The following is a 14,336-nucleotide window of genomic DNA, read 5'->3' as shown; positions in this document are numbered from 1 at the left end:
TTGTCTCCTTGTTCCAGCTCATTCGGCGCGGATGCCGAATTCCTTCACCAGCTTGCCGAAGCGCTGGTCGTCGTCCGCGATCTGCTGCGCCAGCACCGAGGGCGCGCCGCCGATCGGCTCGATGCCGAGCGCAGCCATGCGGGCCTGCACGTCGGGCATCTTCAGCACTTCGTTGAAGTGGCGGTTCAGGGCCTGCACCAGCTCCACCGGCATGCCCTTGGGGCCCAGCAGGCCCATCCAGGCGCTGACATCCACGTCCTTGTAGCCAAGCTCGATCAGCGTGGGCACGGCGGGCATCAGCTTGGTGCGCTGGCGCTCGGCCACCGCCAGCGCAACGAGCTTGCCGCCGGCGATGTGGCCCGCCACCGCGCCGGGGGTGATCCAGCCCACGCCCACGTGTCCGCCGAGCGCATCGTTCACCACCGGCGCCACGCCGCGATAGGGCGCGTGGGCAATCTGCGTTCCGGCGTCCTTGTTGAAGAGCTCGCCCGCGATGTGCATCGGCGAGCCCGCGCCCGGCGTGCCGTAGCTCAGCGCCTTGCCGGCCCGGGCGTCGGCCACCAGCTGCGCCACGTTCTTGATGCCGGTGGACGGCGCGGTCACCAGCAGCAGCGGGATGTTGCCGGTCTTCACGATGGGCGTGAAATCCTTGACCACGTCGTGCGCCACGCCGGGGCCGGCCTTCAGCACATGCTGCGCGATCGGAAAAGTGCTGGGGGTGAACAGCAGCGTGTAGCCGTCCGGTGCGGCCTTGGCGACCCAGGCGTTGCCGATCATGCCGCTGGCACCGGGCCGGTTGTCCACGAGCACCGGCTGCCCGATGCGCAGCGAGAGTTTCTCGGCATAGATGCGCGCGACCGCATCGGTGTCGCCGCCCGCGGGATAGGAAACGACGATGGTGATCGGCCTGCCCGGCCAGGCCTGCGCCATGGCGCCGCCGGCGGCCAGCAGGGCAAGGCCCGATGCGGCGATGGCGGCGGCGGCACGGGCCGCTTCGCGACGGGTGAACTTCATGCTCTCTGTTCCTTTTCAGTGGGACGACGGGTGGGGTCGACGCACTGTAGGAACACGCCGCCGAAGCCAGAAGATATAGTTTCACCAGGTGAACCTTTTTCTGGAGTTCCGCATGTCCGACACCACCGGCGTCCGAAGCGTGAAATCGATCGATGCGCTGCGCCGCGGACTCGACGTGATGCTGGCCATCCAGCGCTCGTCGGCCGCCACGCTGTCGGAGCTGCATCGCCAGACCGGCCTCTCGAAGGCCACGCTGCTGCGCATCCTGAAGACACTGCAGCAGGCCGGATGGGCCGAGCGCAGCGAACTCGACAAGCGCTATGTGCCGGCCTCGGCCGCCGGCGAATCGGGGCCCGCGGTGCAATGGCGCGCAAGCCTGTCGGCGCTGGCGGCGCAGTCGCGCGCCACGCTGCAGCGCCTGGTGCCGTGGCCCATCGACCTGGGCGTGCGCGACGGCACGGCCATGCTCATCCTGGACACGGACCGGCCGCGCAATGGCCTGGCGGTGAACTACCGGGCGCTGGGTTTCAGGCCGCCGATGCTGCTGTCGTCGCTCGGGCGCTGCTACCTGTCGTTCTGCCCCGAAGAGGAGCGGCGCGAGATTCTCGCGGCGCTGGCCCGCTCGCCGAGCGACACCGACCGCGCCGCGCGCCGCCCCGAGAACATCCGGCGCATGATGGCCCATGCGCGCGACCAGGGCTACGTGGTGCGCGACCCCGCGTCGACGAGCATGGACTCGCCCGACCGCTTCGGCGCGCTCTCGGTGCCGGTGCGCCTGGACTCGCTCGTGGTGGGCTGCCTGAGCTGCGCGTGGCTGCCGGCCGTGAAGACCGAGCGCGAGATCGTCTCGGCGCACCTGGCCGACCTGCAGCAGGCGGCGCAGAGCATCGAGCGCACGCTGCGGCAGGCGGGCTTCGGGCCGCCGCCGGCTTGAAGAAGAACCCGCTCGGAAAACCTGCCTAGAACTCGGCGTCGAGCTCGTCGATTTCCTCGGGCTCTTCCTTCGCGGCGGCCACCCACTCCTGCATGGCGGGCAGGTCCATCACACGCTTGCAGTAGGCGGCGCAAACGCTGTCGAGCGGCACGTCGTAGCTCAGGAAGCGCGTGACCACCGGCGCATACATGGCGTCGGCTATGCCGGGCTGCTTGCCGAAGAGAAAGGGGCCGCCGTAGGTCTTGAGGCATTCGCGCCAGATGGCGACGATGCGGTCGATGTCGGCCTGCGCGCGCGACCAGATCTTGAAGCCGCGGAACCGGGCCTTGATGTTCATCGGCAAGGCGCCGCGCATCGAGGCAAAGCCCGAATGCATCTCGCCGCAGATGGCGCGGCAATGCGCGCGCGCCTGGATGTCGACCGGCAGCAGCCCGCTCTTGGGCTTGATCTCGTTCAGGTATTCGCCGATGGCCAGCGTGTCCCACACCTTGACGCCGCCGTGCTGCAGCGAGGGCACCAGCATCGACGACGAGAGCAGCAGCATCTCGGCCTTCATGGCCGGGTCGTCGGGCGGGATGATCTTCTCGCTGAAGTCGAGCCCGGCCAGCCTGCACATCAGCCAGCCGCGCAGCGCCCAGGCGCCGTAGTTCTTGCTGCTGATCGTGAGAACGGGTTTGGCCATCGTGGATCTCCTTGGCGGACTGCCTGCTGCCGGTTGGCTCCCACGGGGCGTGCAAGGCTTGTGCCACCGCTTGGCCCGCAACTTGCCTGTACTACTTTCATGTTGTACCGGGCCTACCAGAACCAAGCCGACCTGCTTTCGCCCTCCCGGCTCGCAGCCCAGTACCTCGGCCAGGCCCTCTGGAAGGACGGCACCGACCGCACCATGATGCGGCGCATGGCCGCGCAGTTCGAGGTGTTTTCGCGCATGCGGCTGACCCATTCGCGCCCCGACTACGGCATTGCCAGCGTGCCGGTCGATGGCGTGGAAACCCCGGTGCACGAGGAGAAAACGCTGGTCTCGCCCTTCGGCACGCTGCTGCATTTCCGCAAGGACACGCAGGCCGTGCACCCGCCCGTGCTGCTGGTCGCACCACTGTCGGGCCATTTCGCGACGCTGCTGCGCGAAACCGTGCGCACCCTGCTGCGCGACCACGACGTGTACCTGACCGACTGGCACAACGCGCGCGACGTGCCGCTGTGGCACGGCGGCTTCAGCCTGGACGACTACACGCTGCAGCTCATCCGGTTTCTCGAAGCCGTCGGTCCCGGCGTGCACATGGTCGCGGTCTGCCAGCCCTGCGTGTCCGCGCTGGCGGCCACGGCGCTGATGGCCGAGGACGACAACCCCGCCACGCCGCGCAGCCTCACGCTCATGGCCGGCCCGGTCGATTGCCGCATCAACCCCACGGGGGTGAACGAGCTCGCCAACAGCAAGCCGATCGAGTGGTTCCGCCGAAACCTCATCAGCCACGTGCCGTGGCCGCATGCCGGCATGATGCGGCGCGTGTACCCGGGCTTCCTGCAGCTCTCGGCCTTCCTGAGCATGAACCCCGAGCGCCACAAGAAGCAGTTCCAGGACATGGTCCGCCACCTGGTCGAGGGCGACACCGAGAAGGCCCGCACCATCGGCACCTTCTACGACGAGTACCTGGCGGTGAACGACCTGCCGGCCGAGTTCTACCTGGAGACCGTGGAGCGCGTGTTCCAGACCTACGACCTGCCGCGCGGCGTGCTCACCGTGGGCGAGCGTACGGTGAACCCGGCGGCCATCCGCCGCACCGCGCTGCTCACGGTGGAAGGCGAGCGCGACGACATCTGCTCGGTCGGCCAGACGGTGGCGGCGCAAGACCTCTGCACCGGCATCCGGCCCTACCTCAAGGTGCATCACCTGCAGGCCGGCGTGGGGCACTACGGCGTTTTCAGCGGCAGCAAGTGGAACGCGCAGATCTACCCGCGCGTGCGCGAAACCATCCACGCCGCGGCCGAGCTGCACTGAGCCTTCGGCCGGACGCCCGGCTTCAGCGCCGGCTGCGCCGCTCCTTCGAGGCCACGCGCCGCACCGCCGCTTCGCCCGCCTGCGGCAGCCGCTCGCGCAGGAACGCGATCAGTTCCTGCGCCGCCACGTTGCGCATCGGCCCCGGCAGGTAGGCCAGCACCACGCGGCGCTCGACGCGCGGCTTCAAGAGCGGCAGCACCACCAGTTCGGGGTCGCGCAGCAGCGTGGTGTAGAGCCGCGGCATCAGCCCCAGCGCCTGGCCACTGCGCACCAGCGCATAGAGCGTTTCGGAATAGCTCACGCGGTAGGGCTCGGGGCCTTGCTCGAACTGCGCGCGCGCCGGGTTGCCGAGCGCCGGCATGCTGCCGCTCTCGAACAGCACCAGCCGTTCCTTGCCGATGGCCTCCCAGCTCGCGTCCCCGGCCGCCGCCAGCGCATGGCCGCGGCGCACCACCAGCACCAGCGGATCGCGGAACAGGTCGACGCAGGCCAGCCCGCCCGGCGGCTCGGTGATGGCGGCCACCGCCATGTCGAGCTGGCCGCTGCGCAGTTCGGCCAGCAAGGTGGTCGAAGGCGCATCGCGCCAGGCGATCTCGAGCTCGCGCGCGCCGGCCTGGAGGAACTCGCTGGCCGCGGCCATCACGCGCGCGCTGGCCGACGGGATCACGCCCACGCGCACGAAAGCCCGGCCGCGCTGCACGGTGCTCTCGATGTCGCGCAGCGCCACCTCGAAGGTGTTGACCAGGAAATCGGTGCGCGCCAGCACCTCGGCGCCCACCGGCGTGAGCTCGAGGCGGTGGGTGGAACGGGTCAGCAGCTCGGCGCCGAGCAGTTTTTCCATCTGCTTGATCGCGTTGCTGAGCGCCGGCTGGGTGATGGCCAGCCGGCGCGCCGCGCGGCCGAAGTGCCCTTCTTCCACCAGCACAGAGAAGAACTGAAGCTGGCGCAGCGTGAGCGCCCGGAGCGGCAGGGAGGCCATGGCGTTCCTGTTATCTATTCAATGAATCAAATTATAGAAATTCAAAATTTTGTTTATGAGGCGCCCTTGCCTAGACTGGCCGGCATGACCCGCCCCGCCCCGCCGCCCCTCACGCTGGAATCGATGCTGCATGCGATTCCCAAGGTGGAGCTGCACTGCCACCTGTTCGGCACGGTGCGCCACGAGACCTTCAAGCAGCTCAACCATCGCGCCGGCTCGCCGCTCGCGGCCGAGGAGATCGAAGGCTTCTACACGCGCGGCGAAAAACCGGTGGGCGTGCTGCGCGTGCTGCGCGCGCTCGATGCGCAGCTGGTGCGCAGCCCCGGCGACCTCTACCAGTTGACGCGCGAATACCTCGAGGACGCGGCGGCGCACAACGTGCGCTATGCCGAGTTCTTCTGGAACCCCACCGGCACGGTGCACGCCTCCGGCATCGCCTACCCGATGGCGCAGGGCGCGATCGTCCGCGCGATCCATGACGCGCAGCAGGAGTTCGGCATCACCGGCCGGCTCATTGCCGCGATCGACCGCGAGGCCAGCCCGGAAGCCGCCGTCGAGATGGTGGAATGGGTCAAGGCCCACCGCTGCGACGAGGTGATCGGCATCGGCATCGACTACCGCGAAGTCGACCGGCCGCCCGAACTCTTCGCGCGCGCCTATGCCGAGGCGCGGCGCGCGGGGCTCAAGGCCACCGCGCATGCGGGCGAGTTCGGCATGCCATGGACCAACGTACGCACCGCGCTCGACGTGCTGCAGGTCGACCGCATCGACCACGGCTACACGGTGGTCGACCAGCCCGATTTCGCGCGCCAGTGCGCCGAGCGCGGCGTGATCTTCACCGTGGTGCCCACCAACTCCTACTACCTGCGCACGCTGCCCCCGGAGCGCTGGGCGCTCGACCATCCCATCCGCCGCATGCCCGGCCTGGGCCTGCGCATCCATCCCAACACCGACGACCCGACGCTGCACAAGGTCACGCCCACCGAGGCCTGGCTGATGATGGCGCGCGACTTCGGCTTCGGGCTGGACGAGCTGCGCGGCTTCATGCACAACGGGCTCGAAGGCGCATGGATCGACGATACCCAGCGCCGCGCATGGCGCACGCAATGGAGCCGCGAGTTCGACACGCTGCGCGCCGGCCTTGCGCCGGTGCCGCAGCATCCCGCCCACCCGCAATGAACCACGCCATGAACAACCCCCGCCGCCTTCTTCTTGCCGCCACCCTCTGCTCGATGCTGCCGATGGCGGCACTCGCGCAGGGCGCCTGGCCCACGGCCAAGCCGATCACGCTGATCGTTCCCTACACCGCGGGCGGCAGCGTGGACGTCAACGCGCGCCTCGTCGCCACGCGGCTGGGCGAGCGGCTGAAGCAGTCGGTGGTGATCGAGAACGTGAGCGGCGCGGGCGGCGCCATCGGCGTGGCCAAGGCCGTGAACGCGGCGCCCGACGGCTACACGCTGGTGGTCGGGCCCGACAGCGCCATCGCCATCGGGCGGCTGGTCAACCCCTCGGCCTTCAAGTTCGATCCGCTCAAGGACCTGGCGCCGGTCGGGATGCTCAACACTGCGCCCATGGTGCTGGTGGCGCGGCCCGGCCTGGACGCCAACACCTATGCCGACTTCGTCAAGCTCGCCAAGGCCAAGCCCGGCGCCTACAACTACGCCACCTCGGGCGTGGGCACGGTGCTGCAGCTGGCGATGGAACTGCTCAAGCAGCGCAGCGGCATCTTCGTGACCCATGTGCCCTACCGCGGCGGCGCCCAGATTGCCACCGACGTGATCGGCAACCAGGTCGACCTGGCGATGCTGGTCAGCACCAGCGCCATTCCGCATGTGGGCGGCGGCCGCCTGAAGGCGCTCGGCATCACCGGCAGCCAGCGCCTTGCCGCGCTGCCCAATGTGCCCACCTTCAACGAGATGCCGGGCCTCAAGGGCTACGACATGGTGAGCTGGACCGGCATCTTCGCCCCCGCCCGCACCCCGCCGGCCGTCGTGGCCCGCCTCAACCAGGAATTGAATGCCGTGCTCGCCGAGGAGCAGGTGCGGGCCAAGCTCAACGAACAGGGCGCCCTGCCCGGCAGCGGCACGCCCGAGCAGTTCGGCCAGTTCGTCCAGGCCGAATACGCCCGCAACCAGAAGATCGTGCAGTCGGCCAATATCAAGGAATAAGTCCGCCGCCCGGAGCTGGGCGCGGCCGGCTACTGCTCTTCGGGCCAGTCGCGGATGTAGGCCTTGAGCATCTTGTTCTCGAAGTTCTGGCTGTCCACCACCGCCTTGGCCACGTCGTAGAAGCTGATCACGCCCATCAGCATGCGCTTGTCCATCACGGGCATGTAGCGCGCGTGGCGCTCCAGCATGATGCGGCGGATTTCGTCGAGGTCGGTTTCGAGCGTGCAGGTCACGGGCGCATCGTCCATGGCCTTGCGCACCAGCGTGCCGCCCACCTGGCCGCCGTTGTCGACAATGGCCAGGATCACTTCCCTGAAGGTGAGCATGCCGACCAGGTCGCCGTGTTCCATGACCACCAGGGAGCCAATGTCCTTTTCCGCCATGGTCTTGACGGCTTCGGCCAGCAGGTCGTCAGGCGTGATGGTGAAGAGCGTGTTGCCCTTGACGCGAAGGATGTCGCTGACTTTCATCGTGTGCTCCTCTCGGAAATCGTTCTCGGCGGCGGTGCCGATTTGAATATAGCCCACAATCGGCGCCGACTCCCACGCCCATGTTGCGCGCGCATGATTAGCAGACGTAACGGGGCATTGCGAACGAACCCAGAAAGGCTCCCATGCCCGGCTACTCCGACCCCGGCTTCGACACCCTGGCGCTGCACGCCGGCGCCGCGCCCGACCCCGCCACCGGCGCGCGGGCGGTGCCGATCCACCTCACCACCTCCTTCGTCTTCGAGTCGAGCGACCATGCGGCGGCGCTCTTCAACCTGGAGCGCGCGGGCCACGTCTACTCGCGCATCAGCAATCCGACCAACGCGGTGCTCGAGCAGCGCGTTTCGGCGCTCGAAGGCGGCATCGGCGCCATTGCCACCGCCAGCGGCCAGGCCGCGCTGCACCTGTCGATCGCCACGCTCATGGGCGCGGGCTCCCACATCGTGGCAAGCACCGCGCTCTACGGCGGCTCGCAGAACCTGCTGCACTACACGATGCGGCGCTTCGGCATCGAAACCACCTTCGTGAAGCCCGGCGACCTGGACGGCTGGCGCGCCGCGATCCGGCCCGAAACCAAGCTGCTGTTCGGCGAAACCGTGGGCAACCCGGGCCTGGACGTGCTCGACATTCCCGCGGTGAGCGACATCGCGCACGCGGCCGGCGTGCCGCTGCTGGTCGACTCCACGCTCACCTCGCCCTATCTCATCAAGCCCTTCGACTGGGGGGCCGACCTGGTCTACCACTCGGCCACCAAGTTCCTCTCGGGCCATGGCACGGTGATTGGCGGGGTGGTGGTCGACGGCGGCAGCTTCGACTGGGAAAAATCGGGCAAATTCGCCGAGCTGACCCAGGCCTATGACGGCTTTCACAACATGGTCTTCAGCGAGGAAAGCACGGTGGGCGCGTTCCTGCTGCGCGCCCGGCGCGAAGGGCTGCGCGACTTCGGCGCCTCGATGAGCCCGCACACGGCCTGGCTGATCCTGCAGGGCATCGAGACGCTGCCGCTGCGCATGGAGCGGCACATCGACAACACGCAGAAGGTGGTCGAGTTCCTCGCGAGCCACCCTTTCGTGTCGCGCGTGGGCCATCCGCTGATCGAATCGCACCCGAGCCATGCGCTGGCGCAGAAGCTGTTGCGCCACGGCGCACGCGGCGCCGGCGCGGTGTTCAGCTTCGACATCAAGGGCAGCCGCGCGCAGGGCAAGGCGTTCATCGAGGCGCTGAAGCTCTTCAGCCATCTGGCGAACGTGGGCGACTGCCGCAGCCTGGTGATCCATCCGGCGAGCACCACGCACTTCCGCATGACCGACGAGGCGCTCGCGGGGGCCGGAATTTCCCAAGGGACGATCCGGCTTTCGATCGGGCTCGAGGACCCGGCCGATCTGATCGACGACCTGAAGCGTGCGCTCAAGGCTGCGGAAAAGGCGGGGGTCTCGGCATGAGGGCTTGCTTTTCGTTGTGTCGTGTTGTCCGTCGTTCAGGGCGCGCTCCCGCCGACGGGGTACCTTGCTCCGCGAATGTCCTCCGGCCTGCGGCCTCCTCCTTTATTTCGCTGCGCAAGGCACCCCATCAGCGGGAGCGTTATGCGGAGCGGTCGTTGATCAGCGGTGCACCCAGAGCGTGCCCTGGTGCACAGAGCATCGGGTGCTCCCCGCAGCGAAATCAAGGAGGAGGCCGAAGGCCGGGGGACATTCGCGGAGGGGAGTACCCGGTGATCTGTGCACGCACCCTGAACAACAGCGCCAAGAACAAGACGCCCCCGTGGAGCAACTGACATGAACTACACCGTCAACAGCCACGCCACCTACTGCTACACCGGCGGCAAGGCTTTCGATGCGAACAAGCCGACCGTGGTGTTCATTCACGGCGTACTCAACGACCACAGCGTGTGGATCCTGCAAAGCCGCTGGTTCGCCAACCACGGCTGGAACGTGCTGGCCGTCGACCTGCCCGGCCACTGCAGGAGCGAAGGCCCGCCGCCCGCCAGCGTGGAAGACGCGGCGCAGTTCGTGCTCGCGCTGCTCGACGCGGCCGGCGTGCAGAAGGCTGTGCTCGTGGGCCACAGCTTCGGCTCGCTGATCGCGCTCGAGGCCGCCTCGCGCGCGCCCGAACGGGTGACCCATCTGGCAATGGTGGGCACCGCCTATCCGATGGCCGTGTCGCCCGCGCTGCTCGACGGCGCGCTCAACGATCCGCAGCGCGCCATCGCAATGGTCAACACCTTCTCGCATTCGCTGCTCGCGCCGCCGCCCTCCTCGCTTGGCCCCGGCACCTGGCTCTACGGCAGCTCGCGCGCGCTGATGCGGCGCGTGCTCGCGAGCAACCGCGATGCCAACGTGTTCCACATCGGCTTCAAGGCCTGCAACGACTACGCGAACGGCGAAAAAGCGATCGAAGCGGTGCAGTGCCCCGTGCTGTTCCTGCTCGGCGACGCCGACCAGATGACGCCGCCGCGCGCCACCAAGGCGCTGGTGGGCAAGGCCCGCAACGCCAAGGTGGTGACCGTGCATGCGGGCCACGCACTGATGAGCGAGGCGCCCGACGAAGTGCTGTTCGCGCTGCGCGACTTCATCGCCGCGCCCGCCTGAAGCGCCGCTTCTATTCCGCCGCGATGCCCGCGCGGTGCGCCAGCGCGCGGTAGCGGGAAATCTCGCCCTCCATCTGGCTGCGGAACGCCGCCGCGCCGATGACGACGGGCTCCATGCCCTGCGCGCGCAGCTGCGCCTGCAGGGCCGCGCTGCCCATCGTGGCCGTGACGGCGCGCGCCAGTTTGTCGAGCACCGGTGGCGGCGTGTGCGCCGGCGCGGCAAAGCCGTACCAGGCGTCGAAGGTGGCATCGGGCAGCCCCTGCTCGGCCAGCGTGCGCACCTCCGGCAGCATGCTCGAGCGCGCCGCGCCCACGATGCCCAGGGCGCGCAGCTTGCCCGAGCGCACATGCGGCGCCACGGCCGCCACGGTGTCGATGCCGACCTCGATCTCGCCGCCGATCACCGCCATCGAACCCTGGCTGCTGCCCTTGTACGGAATGTCCTGCAGCTGGATGCCCGCGGCCAGCGCAAGCAGCTCGCCCGCGAGGTGCGGGCCCGAGCCGGCGCCGAAGGTGGCGTAGCGGATGCTCTTCGGCTTGGCCTTGGCGGCGGCGATGAGCTCGGGCAGCGAACGCCATGGCGTGCCCGCCCCCACCACCAGCACCAGCGGCGTGCGCGCAACGATGGCAATGGGCGCGAGGTCGCGCACCGGATCGTAGGGAAGCCTGGCGCGCAGCGCGGGGTTCACGCTGTAGCTGGTGGAGCCCGAGAGCAGCAGCGTGTAGCCGTCGGGCGCGGCCTTGGCGACCGCATCGGTGCCGATGATGGTGGCGGCGCCGGGCTTGTTGTCGATGACCACGGGCTGGCCGAGCCGCTCCGACAGGCCCTGGCCCATCGCGCGCGCGACGATGTCGGTGCCGCCGCCCGGCGGAAAGGGCACGACCAGCTTCACGGGCCTGTCGGGCCATTTTTCCTGCGCGGGCGCATGGAAGGCGACGAGCGCCAAGGTGCAGGCCAGCAGGCCACGAAGCCGATGGAAGAGAGCAGTTTTCATTGGGGTTCGTCCAGAAAGAGAAATCAGGCGGCCGCGGTGTGCGGCGTTTTACCGGCGGCCCACGGCGCGAGCCCCGGCTCGCCCAGGTCCCAGTAGAGGCCGGCCATGATCTGCAGGCCCTCGCGCGCCAGCGGCGCCAGCAGGTGCTCGTTGGGCGCGTGCTGCGCGCAGGCCGGGTAGGAATGCGGCACCCACAGCGTGGGCAGGCCCAGCAGGTCGGCAAAGACATCGTTGGGCAGCGAGCCCGCGAGGTTGGGCAGCAGGTCGACGCGCTGGCCGCTGCTCTTTTCGATGGAGCGCCGGGCCCAGTCGACCCAGGGGTTCTGCACGTCGAGCCGCGTGGCCGCGCCTTCGAGCGTGACCTTCACTTCCACATCGCCGAAACCATGCGCGCCGAGGTGGGCGCGCACGATGCTCGCGAGTTCGCGCCACGGCGTGCCGACCACGAAGCGCAGCTGGCAATGCGCCACCGCCTCGGACGGAATCGCATTGACGGGCCGCTGCGGCGAGCCGGCGCCGAGCGCGAGCACCTCGATGGTGTTCCACGCCACCAGCCGCTCGGCCGGGCGGAGGCCGGGCTCGCCCCAGCCTTCGTCGAGCGCGGGATCGTCGGCGCCACCGCCAATGGCGATATCGGCCAGCGCCTCGCGCACGCCCTGCGGAATTCCAGCCGGCCGCAAGGCCTCGACCAGGATGCGCCCGCGCGCATCCACCAGCGAGGCCACCGCATGGCTCAGCACGGTGGCAGGATTGGCGAGCACGCCGCCCCAGTTGCCCGAGTGGTAGCCCCGCGCCCTGGCGCGCAGCCGCAGGCTGAAGTTGACGGCGCCGCGCGAGCCCAGGAACAGCGTGGGCCGCGCGGCGCTCACGCGCGGCCCGTCGCTCGCGATGAACAGGTCGGCGCGCAGCCGCTCGCGCTGCTGCTCGCACACCGCATGCAGGCCCGGCGACGCGGCCTCTTCGCCGGTCTCGATGAGCCAGGTGATGTTGTAGCCCAGGCGCCCGCCCCGCGCGCGCAGTGCGGCCGCCAGCCCGCCGAGCGCGATGCTGTGCTGGCCCTTGTTGTCGGCCGTGCCGCGCCCGTACCAGCGGTCGCCGCGCACGGTGAGCGCCCAGGGGCCGAGGCCTTCGTCCCACTGCGCGTCCTGCCCGCTCACCACGTCGCCGTGGCCATAGCTCAGCACGGTGGGCAATGCAGGGTCTTCGATGCGGCGCGCGATCAGGAAGGGCCCGCCGCCCGCCACCGGGTTCTCGACGATCTCGCATTCGAAGCCCAGCGCGGCCAACGGCGGCACCAGCTCGTCGCGCAGGTAGGCGCCGAGCGCGGGCGTGGCGGCGCCGGTGTCGCTCTCGGTGCGGAAGGCGACGCGCCGCTGCAGGTCGGCAAAGAAGCCGCCGTCGTCGAAATAGGCGGCGGCCGCGGCAAGGCTCTCGGTACGTTGCATGAGGGGATTTCCTGTTGGCGTGGGATGCAGCAAGTACAAGGCCTGCAGGGCAATGCTTCCAGCACCGAATTCGCAAGCTACTATTGCCTTCAAGGCAACGCTCCAATCGCCATGGCACCACCGCTCCTCAGCATTCCGATGCGCCATTTCCTCGAAGTGGCGCGCAGCGGCTCGGTCAGCCAGGCCGCGGCGCGGCTGTTCGTGGCCTCGTCGGCGGTCAGCCGGCAGATCGCCAAGCTCGAGGACAGCCTGGGCACGCCCCTGTTCGAGCGCCACGCCCGGGGCATGGCTCTCACCGCGGCGGGCGAGCGGCTCGCGGCGCACCTGCGCAATGCGCAGCTCGACATCGAGCAGGTCATCGAGCAGGTGCGCGACCTCGGCGGCCGCAGCGCGCACCGCATCCGCATGGCCTGCACCGAAGGCTTCGCCGCGCATTTCATGCCGCAGGTCATGCGCAGCTTCGAGTCGGCGAATCCGGGCACGCAGCTCGAGCTCCACGTGGGCTCGCCCGATGGCGTGAGCGCGCTGCTCGCGCGCGGCGAGGCCGACATCGCGCTCAAGTACGTGGTGGCGCCGGAGCCCGGCCTGAAGATCGAGCACTCGGCCAATGCGCCGGTGTTCGCGGTGCTGCGCCCCGACCATCCGCTGGCGCGCCAGCGCGTGGTGTCCGTGGCCGACGCCGTGCGCTATCCGCTGGCCGTGGGCGACAAGGGCGTGACCGCGCGGCAGCTGTTCGACCAGGCGTGCAGCCTGCAGGGGCTGCAATACCGCGCGATCTTCGTAAGCAATTTTTCATCGGTGCTGCTGCCGCTGTTGCGCACGCCGGACGTGATGCTGTCGGGGCACCTCACGGTCACGCATCTCATCGATGCAGGCACGGTGGTGGCGCGCCCGTTCGCCGAGGCGCCGCTGCAGCAGCGGCAGCTGCAGGTGCTGGCGCTCGAAGGCCGCACGCTCACGCCGCTGGCGCAGGCGTTCGTACAACACCTGGTGCATGCCATTGCCAGCGCGGGCCGGCGCAAGCTGGGCCGCGCGCGGTCGAGCGCCTGAGCCTCAGCGGCCCAGCGCGTTGATGTCGGCCGGGTCGAGCAGCACCTTCGGCGCGCCGTGCCGTGCCACGGCCAGCATGGCGCGGCCCACCTTCTCGGTGGTCGTCACCCTGTCGGGCCAGAGCCGGTGGGCCAGCCCGAGCACCGGCTTGAGCACCATGATCGCGGCCTGGTAGAGCGGCGTCTTCGAACGCACGCCGTGCAGCGGCTGGATCATGCCGGGGCGGAACATGTAGGCGGCCTTGAACGGCAGCCTGAGCAGGGCGTTTTCGGTCGCGCCCTTCACGCGCGCCCACATGCGGCTGCCGCGCTCGCTGCTGTCGGTGCCCGCACCCGTCACATAGGTGAAGGTCATGCCCGGGTTGAGCCGCGCGAGCACGGTGGCAGCGGCCATCGTGAGGTCGTAGGTGATGCGCTTGTAGTCGGCCTCGTTCATGCCCACCGACGACACGCCGAGGCAGAAGAAGCAGGCGTCAAAGCCCTGCAGCTGCGGCTCGACACCGCTGTAGTCGCTCATGTTCTTGATGACCAGGTCCTGCAGCTTCGGATGCTGCTGCCCGGTGGCCCTGCGGCCGACCGCGACCACGCGCGCCACGTCGGGCGCCAGCAGGCATTCGCGCAGCACGCCCTGCCCCACCATGCCGGTGGCGCCGAAGATCAGGATGTTCATCTTGGGGG

General features: G+C 69.3%; 14 protein-coding genes. 7 read left to right on the top strand and 7 right to left on the bottom strand.

Annotated elements, in window-relative coordinates; translation table 11 throughout:
• Positions 1-18: 18 nt before the first annotated feature.
• On the bottom strand, positions 19-1,014 hold the full coding sequence (locus AC1DSC_RS02210; protein ID WP_012746828.1) for a Bug family tripartite tricarboxylate transporter substrate binding protein: 996 nt from the start codon (positions 1,012-1,014) through the stop codon (positions 19-21).
• A gap of 112 nt (positions 1,015-1,126) precedes the next feature.
• Between AC1DSC_RS02210 and AC1DSC_RS02205 the strand changes: the two genes are divergently transcribed.
• A complete protein-coding gene (locus AC1DSC_RS02205; protein WP_012746827.1) occupies positions 1,127-1,948 on the top strand; it encodes an IclR family transcriptional regulator domain-containing protein in 822 nt (273 codons plus the stop codon).
• A gap of 25 nt (positions 1,949-1,973) precedes the next feature.
• On the opposite strand, the gene AC1DSC_RS02200 is transcribed toward AC1DSC_RS02205, so the two are convergent.
• The gene (locus AC1DSC_RS02200; RefSeq protein WP_012746826.1) at positions 1,974-2,630 is read right to left on the bottom strand and encodes a glutathione S-transferase; all 657 of its coding nucleotides are present in this window, start codon (positions 2,628-2,630) and stop codon (positions 1,974-1,976) included.
• A 99-nt stretch (positions 2,631-2,729) separates the two neighbouring features.
• Here AC1DSC_RS02200 and AC1DSC_RS02195 point away from each other — a divergent pair, with 99 nt between their 5' ends.
• Positions 2,730-3,947: a polyhydroxyalkanoate depolymerase gene (locus tag AC1DSC_RS02195; protein WP_012746825.1), complete on the top strand. Its 1,218-nt coding sequence runs from the start codon at positions 2,730-2,732 to the stop codon at positions 3,945-3,947.
• Between the two features lie 22 nt (positions 3,948-3,969).
• Here AC1DSC_RS02195 and AC1DSC_RS02190 read toward each other — a convergent pair whose 3' ends face one another.
• Positions 3,970-4,926, bottom strand: coding sequence for a LysR family transcriptional regulator (locus tag AC1DSC_RS02190; RefSeq protein WP_012746824.1), 957 nt, complete (start codon positions 4,924-4,926; stop codon positions 3,970-3,972).
• Positions 4,927-5,010: 84 nt separating this feature from the next.
• Between AC1DSC_RS02190 and add the strand changes: the two genes are divergently transcribed.
• Positions 5,011-6,105, top strand: a complete 1,095-nt coding sequence (gene add / locus AC1DSC_RS02185) for an adenosine deaminase (RefSeq protein ID WP_174545051.1) — start codon at positions 5,011-5,013, stop codon at positions 6,103-6,105.
• An 8-nt stretch (positions 6,106-6,113) separates the two neighbouring features.
• Positions 6,114-7,094, top strand: coding sequence for a Bug family tripartite tricarboxylate transporter substrate binding protein (locus AC1DSC_RS02180; RefSeq protein WP_086012196.1), 981 nt, complete (start codon positions 6,114-6,116; stop codon positions 7,092-7,094).
• Between the two features lie 29 nt (positions 7,095-7,123).
• Here the strand turns inward: AC1DSC_RS02180 and AC1DSC_RS02175 are convergent, their stop codons facing one another.
• Positions 7,124-7,564 carry a CBS domain-containing protein gene (locus AC1DSC_RS02175; RefSeq protein ID WP_012746821.1) on the bottom strand — a complete coding sequence of 147 codons (441 nt, stop codon included), beginning with the start codon at positions 7,562-7,564 and terminating at the stop codon, positions 7,124-7,126.
• Between the two features lie 143 nt (positions 7,565-7,707).
• Between AC1DSC_RS02175 and AC1DSC_RS02170 the strand changes: the two genes are divergently transcribed.
• Both AC1DSC_RS02170 and AC1DSC_RS02165 read left to right on the top strand, forming a co-directional pair.
• Entirely contained in the window at positions 7,708-9,024 is a 1,317-nt protein-coding gene (locus AC1DSC_RS02170) for an O-acetylhomoserine aminocarboxypropyltransferase (RefSeq protein WP_012746820.1), read from the top strand.
• A 333-nt stretch (positions 9,025-9,357) separates the two neighbouring features.
• Positions 9,358-10,170, top strand: a complete 813-nt coding sequence (locus AC1DSC_RS02165) for an alpha/beta fold hydrolase (protein ID WP_062362352.1) — start codon at positions 9,358-9,360, stop codon at positions 10,168-10,170.
• Between the two features lie 10 nt (positions 10,171-10,180).
• Here AC1DSC_RS02165 and AC1DSC_RS02160 read toward each other — a convergent pair whose 3' ends face one another.
• Positions 10,181-11,164: a Bug family tripartite tricarboxylate transporter substrate binding protein gene (locus AC1DSC_RS02160; protein WP_062362355.1), complete on the bottom strand. Its 984-nt coding sequence runs from the start codon at positions 11,162-11,164 to the stop codon at positions 10,181-10,183.
• A gap of 23 nt (positions 11,165-11,187) precedes the next feature.
• Positions 11,188-12,609: a M20 family metallopeptidase gene (locus AC1DSC_RS02155; RefSeq protein ID WP_062362358.1), complete on the bottom strand. Its 1,422-nt coding sequence runs from the start codon at positions 12,607-12,609 to the stop codon at positions 11,188-11,190.
• A gap of 111 nt (positions 12,610-12,720) precedes the next feature.
• On the opposite strand from AC1DSC_RS02155, the gene AC1DSC_RS02150 reads away from it, so the two are divergent.
• Complete coding sequence (locus AC1DSC_RS02150; RefSeq protein ID WP_062364414.1) at positions 12,721-13,659, top strand: LysR family transcriptional regulator; 939 nt, start codon at positions 12,721-12,723, stop codon at positions 13,657-13,659.
• A gap of 3 nt (positions 13,660-13,662) precedes the next feature.
• Here the strand turns inward: AC1DSC_RS02150 and AC1DSC_RS02145 are convergent, their stop codons facing one another.
• Positions 13,663-14,328: an NAD-dependent epimerase/dehydratase family protein gene (locus tag AC1DSC_RS02145; protein WP_062362361.1), complete on the bottom strand. Its 666-nt coding sequence runs from the start codon at positions 14,326-14,328 to the stop codon at positions 13,663-13,665.
• Between the last annotated feature and the right edge of the window lie 8 nt (positions 14,329-14,336).

It is taken from the genome of Variovorax sp. 01N425, assembly GCF_056399465.1.
Note: the sequence above shows the minus strand (reverse complement) of the source record. Positions and strands in the feature narration are given on the sequence as shown.

Bases quoted from the DNA above. Each gene is read 5' to 3' on its own strand.
- add (WP_174545051.1), top strand. From the start codon at position 5,011: ATGACCCGCCCCGCCCCGCCGCCCCTCACGCTGGAATCGATGCTGCAT.
- AC1DSC_RS02210 (WP_012746828.1), bottom strand. From the start codon at position 1,014: ATGAAGTTCACCCGTCGCGAAGCGGCCCGTGCCGCCGCCGCCATCGCC.
- AC1DSC_RS02160 (WP_062362355.1), bottom strand. From the start codon at position 11,164: ATGAAAACTGCTCTCTTCCATCGGCTTCGTGGCCTGCTGGCCTGCACC.
- AC1DSC_RS02165 (WP_062362352.1), top strand. From the start codon at position 9,358: ATGAACTACACCGTCAACAGCCACGCCACCTACTGCTACACCGGCGGC.
- AC1DSC_RS02170 (WP_012746820.1), top strand. From the start codon at position 7,708: ATGCCCGGCTACTCCGACCCCGGCTTCGACACCCTGGCGCTGCACGCC.
- AC1DSC_RS02195 (WP_012746825.1), top strand. From the start codon at position 2,730: ATGTTGTACCGGGCCTACCAGAACCAAGCCGACCTGCTTTCGCCCTCC.
- AC1DSC_RS02190 (WP_012746824.1), bottom strand. From the start codon at position 4,926: ATGGCCTCCCTGCCGCTCCGGGCGCTCACGCTGCGCCAGCTTCAGTTC.
- AC1DSC_RS02205 (WP_012746827.1), top strand. From the start codon at position 1,127: ATGTCCGACACCACCGGCGTCCGAAGCGTGAAATCGATCGATGCGCTG.
- AC1DSC_RS02150 (WP_062364414.1), top strand. From the start codon at position 12,721: ATGGCACCACCGCTCCTCAGCATTCCGATGCGCCATTTCCTCGAAGTG.
- AC1DSC_RS02155 (WP_062362358.1), bottom strand. From the start codon at position 12,609: ATGCAACGTACCGAGAGCCTTGCCGCGGCCGCCGCCTATTTCGACGAC.
- AC1DSC_RS02145 (WP_062362361.1), bottom strand. From the start codon at position 14,328: ATGAACATCCTGATCTTCGGCGCCACCGGCATGGTGGGGCAGGGCGTG.
- AC1DSC_RS02175 (WP_012746821.1), bottom strand. From the start codon at position 7,564: ATGAAAGTCAGCGACATCCTTCGCGTCAAGGGCAACACGCTCTTCACC.
- AC1DSC_RS02200 (WP_012746826.1), bottom strand. From the start codon at position 2,630: ATGGCCAAACCCGTTCTCACGATCAGCAGCAAGAACTACGGCGCCTGG.
- AC1DSC_RS02180 (WP_086012196.1), top strand. From the start codon at position 6,114: ATGAACAACCCCCGCCGCCTTCTTCTTGCCGCCACCCTCTGCTCGATG.